The organism is Luteimonas sp. 100069, assembly GCF_003813845.1.
Lineage (GTDB): Bacteria > Pseudomonadota > Gammaproteobacteria > Xanthomonadales > Xanthomonadaceae > Luteimonas > Luteimonas chenhongjianii.
On sequence record NZ_RPFN01000012.1, the window covers coordinates 1 to 5,285 of the forward strand.

A 5,285-nucleotide genomic window follows, 5' to 3' on the forward strand; every position below is an offset into this window, starting at 1 on the left:
GCGGGCTGCTCTTCGGGGCGGCGAACCGGGCGGGGCGGGACGGGAAACACGCTTTCACACGGTGTTGACAGACTCGAAAGTCGCGGTAATATGTGCGGCTCGCTTCAACGAAACGCCTTCGGGCCGGACGCTGAAGCCGCTGAAAAGTCACCCTCAACGAGGTGTTGACGGCAGCGAAAACCGCGCTACAATGGGCGGCTCGCTTCGGAGGAAACTTCGAAGCACTGGGAAGCAGGCGCTGAGGCCACTTCCGAAGATCTTTGACAGTGTGCGCAGGATACTTATGCGGACGTCTGGCTGGTGGTGTGAGTCCATTAGCAGGCGTTCTAGAAAGAGCAAGAAAGATTCAAAAGCATGCAAATGCTGGTGAGTAGTTCGAAGCTCAGGAAAGACATCTGCACTCGAAGCATTAGATGCGACTTCGGTCGTATCGAAAATTTTAAGTGAAGAGTTTGATCCTGGCTCAGAGTGAACGCTGGCGGCAGGCCTAACACATGCAAGTCGAACGGCAGCACAGAGGAGCTTGCTCCTTGGGTGGCGAGTGGCGGACGGGTGAGGAATACATCGGAATCTGCCTATTTGTGGGGGATAACGTAGGGAAACTTACGCTAATACCGCATACGACCTACGGGTGAAAGCCGGGGACCTTCGGGCCTGGCGCAGATAGATGAGCCGATGTCGGATTAGCTAGTTGGCGGGGTAAAGGCCCACCAAGGCGACGATCCGTAGCTGGTCTGAGAGGATGATCAGCCACACTGGAACTGAGACACGGTCCAGACTCCTACGGGAGGCAGCAGTGGGGAATATTGGACAATGGGCGCAAGCCTGATCCAGCCATGCCGCGTGGGTGAAGAAGGCCTTCGGGTTGTAAAGCCCTTTTGTTGGGAAAGAAAAGCAGTCGGTTAATACCCGATTGTTCTGACGGTACCCAAAGAATAAGCACCGGCTAACTTCGTGCCAGCAGCCGCGGTAATACGAAGGGTGCAAGCGTTACTCGGAATTACTGGGCGTAAAGCGTGCGTAGGTGGTTTGTTAAGTCTGATGTGAAAGCCCTGGGCTCAACCTGGGAATTGCATTGGATACTGGCAGGCTAGAGTGCGGTAGAGGGTAGTGGAATTCCCGGTGTAGCAGTGAAATGCGTAGAGATCGGGAGGAACATCCGTGGCGAAGGCGACTACCTGGACCAGCACTGACACTGAGGCACGAAAGCGTGGGGAGCAAACAGGATTAGATACCCTGGTAGTCCACGCCCTAAACGATGCGAACTGGATGTTGGGTTCAATTAGGAACTCAGTATCGAAGCTAACGCGTTAAGTTCGCCGCCTGGGGAGTACGGTCGCAAGACTGAAACTCAAAGGAATTGACGGGGGCCCGCACAAGCGGTGGAGTATGTGGTTTAATTCGATGCAACGCGAAGAACCTTACCTGGCCTTGACATGTCGAGAACTTTCCAGAGATGGATTGGTGCCTTCGGGAACTCGAACACAGGTGCTGCATGGCTGTCGTCAGCTCGTGTCGTGAGATGTTGGGTTAAGTCCCGCAACGAGCGCAACCCTTGTCCTTAGTTGCCAGCACGTAATGGTGGGAACTCTAAGGAGACCGCCGGTGACAAACCGGAGGAAGGTGGGGATGACGTCAAGTCATCATGGCCCTTACGGCCAGGGCTACACACGTACTACAATGGGAAGGACAGAGGGCTGCAAACCCGCGAGGGCAAGCCAATCCCAGAAACCTTCTCTCAGTCCGGATCGGAGTCTGCAACTCGACTCCGTGAAGTCGGAATCGCTAGTAATCGCAGATCAGCATTGCTGCGGTGAATACGTTCCCGGGCCTTGTACACACCGCCCGTCACACCATGGGAGTTTGTTGCACCAGAAGCAGGTAGCTTAACCTTCGGGAGGGCGCTTGCCACGGTGTGGCCGATGACTGGGGTGAAGTCGTAACAAGGTAGCCGTATCGGAAGGTGCGGCTGGATCACCTCCTTTAGAGACAAGACCACATTACTTGTCCAGGCGTCCTCATAAGTAACCTGCACGATTGGTAATCAAGAGCGAGACTGGGTCTGTAGCTCAGGTGGTTAGAGCGCACCCCTGATAAGGGTGAGGCCGGTGGTTCGAGTCCTCCCAGACCCACCACTTTGGGGCCTTAGCTCAGCTGGGAGAGCACCTGCTTTGCAAGCAGGGGGTCGTCGGTTCGATCCCGACAGGCTCCACCACTCTTGTTTTGAATACCGATCGCTGCGCACACACAAGATTTGAATGTCGCCAGGCACTGTGGCCTGACGATGGTTCTTTGAAAAATAGGGAAGTAGCGAGCGTCTGAGACAAGAACTCAAACGTGTCGTGAGGCTAAGGCGGGGACCTCGAGTCCCTAGTAAATTGAGTCGTTGTATTTCGCGTCGGTGCTTTGTACCCACCGACAGAAATATGACCCTGAGGCGACTTGGGGTTATATGGTCAAGCGAATAAGCGCACACGGTGGATGCCTTGGCGGTCAGAGGCGATGAAGGACGTGGTAGCCTGCGAAAAGTATCGGGGAGCTGGCAACAAGCTTTGATCCGGTAATGTCCGAATGGGGAAACCCACCTCTTAGGAGGTATCGTGCAGTGAATACATAGCTGTACGAGGCGAACGCGGTGAACTGAAATATCTAAGTAACCGTAGGAAAAGAAATCAACCGAGATTCCCTGAGTAGTGACGAGCGAACGGGGAACAGCCCAAAAGTCGATTTGGTTCTAGCAAAACGGTCCTGGAAAGACCGGCCATAGAAGGTGACAGCCCTGTATGCGAAAGGGCCATTTCGATGAAATTGAGTAGGGCGGGGCACGAGAAACCCTGTCTGAACATGGGGGGACCATCCTCCAAGGCTAAATACTCCTGACCGACCGATAGTGAACCAGTACCGTGAGGGAAAGGCGAAAAGAACCCCGGAGAGGGGAGTGAAATAGATCCTGAAACCGTGTGCGTACAAGCAGTAGGAGCTCCGCAAGGAGTGACTGCGTACCTTTTGTATAATGGGTCAGCGACTTATTGTTCGTGGCAAGCTTAACCGTATAGGGGAGGCGAAGGGAAACCGAGTCTGATAAGGGCGCATAGTCGCGGGCAATAGACCCGAAACCGGGTGATCTAGTCATGCCCAGGGTGAAGGTTGAGTAACATCAACTGGAGGCCCGAACCCACTCCCGTTGCAAAGGTAGGGGATGAGGTGTGATTAGGAGTGAAAAGCTAATCGAACCCGGAGATAGCTGGTTCTCCTCGAAAGCTATTTAGGTAGCGCCTCATGTGAATCTTCTTGGGGGTAGAGCACTGTTATGGCTAGGGGGTCATTGCGACTTACCAAACCATTGCAAACTCCGAATACCAAGACAGACTGCATGGGAGACACACGGCGGGTGCTAACGTCCGTCGTGAAAAGGGAAACAACCCAGACCCACAGCTAAGGTCCCAAATTATCACTAAGTGGGAAACGATGTGGAAAGGCACAGACAGCCAGGAGGTTGGCTTAGAAGCAGCCATCCTTTAAAGAAAGCGTAATAGCTCACTGGTCGAGTCGGTCTGCGCGGAAGATTTAACGGGGCTAAGTGATAAACCGAAGCTTGGGGTGCATATATTTATATATGCGCGGTAGAGGAGCGTTCCGTAAGCCGTTGAAGGTGGATTGAGAAGTCTGCTGGAGGTATCGGAAGTGCGAATGCTGACATGAGTAACGATAATGCGGGTGAAAAGCCCGCACGCCGAAAGCCCAAGGTTTCCTTGCGCAACGTTAATCGACGCAGGGTGAGTCGGCCCCTAAGGCGAGGCAGAAATGCGTAGTCGATGGGAAGCTGGTTAATATTCCAGCACCTCGCATAAGTGCGATGGGGGGACGGAGAAGGTTAGGTCTACCAGGCGTTGGTTGTCCTGGGGAAAGGCGGTAGGAGTGGGTCTTAGGCAAATCCGGGACCCTTCAACTCCGAGCACCGAGACGAGCTCATTAGAGCGAAGTGACTGATACCACGCTTCCAGGAAAAGCCCCTAAGCTTCAGCTTATGCAGACCGTACCGTAAACCGACACAGGTGGGTAGGAAGAGAATTCTAAGGCGCTTGAGAGAACTCGGGTGAAGGAACTAGGCAACATAGCACCGTAACTTCGGGAGAAGGTGCGCCCTTGATCGTGGCCCATGCGGGCTACAGCGATCGGGGGCCGCAGTGACCAGGCCGCTGCGACTGTTTATCAAAAACACAGGACTCTGCAAACACGAAAGTGGACGTATAGGGTCTGACGCCTGCCCGGTGCCGGAAGGTTAATTGATGGGGTCAGCCGCAAGGCGAAGCTCTTGATCGAAGCCCCGGTAAACGGCGGCCGTAACTATAACGGTCCTAAGGTAGCGAAATTCCTTGTCGGGTAAGTTCCGACCTGCACGAATGGCGTAACGATGGCGGCGCTGTCTCCACCCGAGACTCAGTGAAATTGAAATCGCTGTGAAGATGCAGCGTTCCCGTGGCAAGACGGAAAGACCCCGTGAACCTTTACTATAGCTTTACATTGAACGTTGAGTTCGTCTGTGTAGGATAGGTGGGAGGCTTTGAAACCATGGCGCTAGCTGTGGTGGAGCCAACCTTGAAATACCACCCTGTCGTGCTTGACGTTCTAACCTAGGTCCGTTATCCGGATCGGGGACCATGTATGGTGGGTAGTTTGACTGGGGCGGTCTCCTCCCAAAGAGTAACGGAGGAGCTCGAAGGTACGCTCAGCGCGGTCGGACATCGCGCACTGTGTGCAAAGGCATAAGCGTGCTTGACTGCGAGATCGACGGATCAAGCAGGTAGGAAACTAGGACTTAGTGATCCGGTGGTTCTGTATGGAAGGGCCATCGCTCAACGGATAAAAGGTACTCCGGGGATAACAGGCTGATACCGCCCAAGAGTTCATATCGACGGCGGTGTTTGGCACCTCGATGTCGGCTCATCACATCCTGGGGCTGTAGTCGGTCCCAAGGGTATGGCTGTTCGCCATTTAAAGTGGTACGCGAGCTGGGTTCAGAACGTCGTGAGACAGTTCGGTCCCTATCTGCCATGGGCGTTGGAGATTTGAGAGGGGCTGCTCCTAGTACGAGAGGACCGGAGTGGACGAACCTCTGGTGTTCCGGTTGTCACGCCAGTGGCACTGCCGGGTAGCTATGTTCGGAAGCGATAACCGCTGAAAGCATCTAAGCGGGAAGCGCGCCTCAAGATGAGATCTCCCGGGAGCTTGACTCCCCTGAAGGAACCATCAAGACCAGGTGGTTGATAGGCTGGGTGTGTAAG

At 54.3% G+C, this 5,285-nt stretch carries 2 tRNA genes and 2 rRNA genes; all 4 read left to right on the forward strand.

From position 1 onward, the window contains the following. Positions 1–440 precede the first annotated feature (440 nt). Positions 441–1,985: ribosomal RNA gene (locus EGK76_RS15260) — 16S ribosomal RNA — on the forward strand. A gap of 73 nt (positions 1,986–2,058) precedes the next feature. Beyond that, positions 2,059–2,135 (forward strand) — tRNA-Ile (locus tag EGK76_RS15265). Between the two features lie 4 nt (positions 2,136–2,139). Then, positions 2,140–2,215, forward strand: a tRNA-Ala gene (locus tag EGK76_RS15270). Positions 2,216–2,454: 239 nt separating this feature from the next. Then, a 23S ribosomal RNA gene (locus tag EGK76_RS15275) occupies positions 2,455–5,285 on the forward strand; the annotation flags it as partial.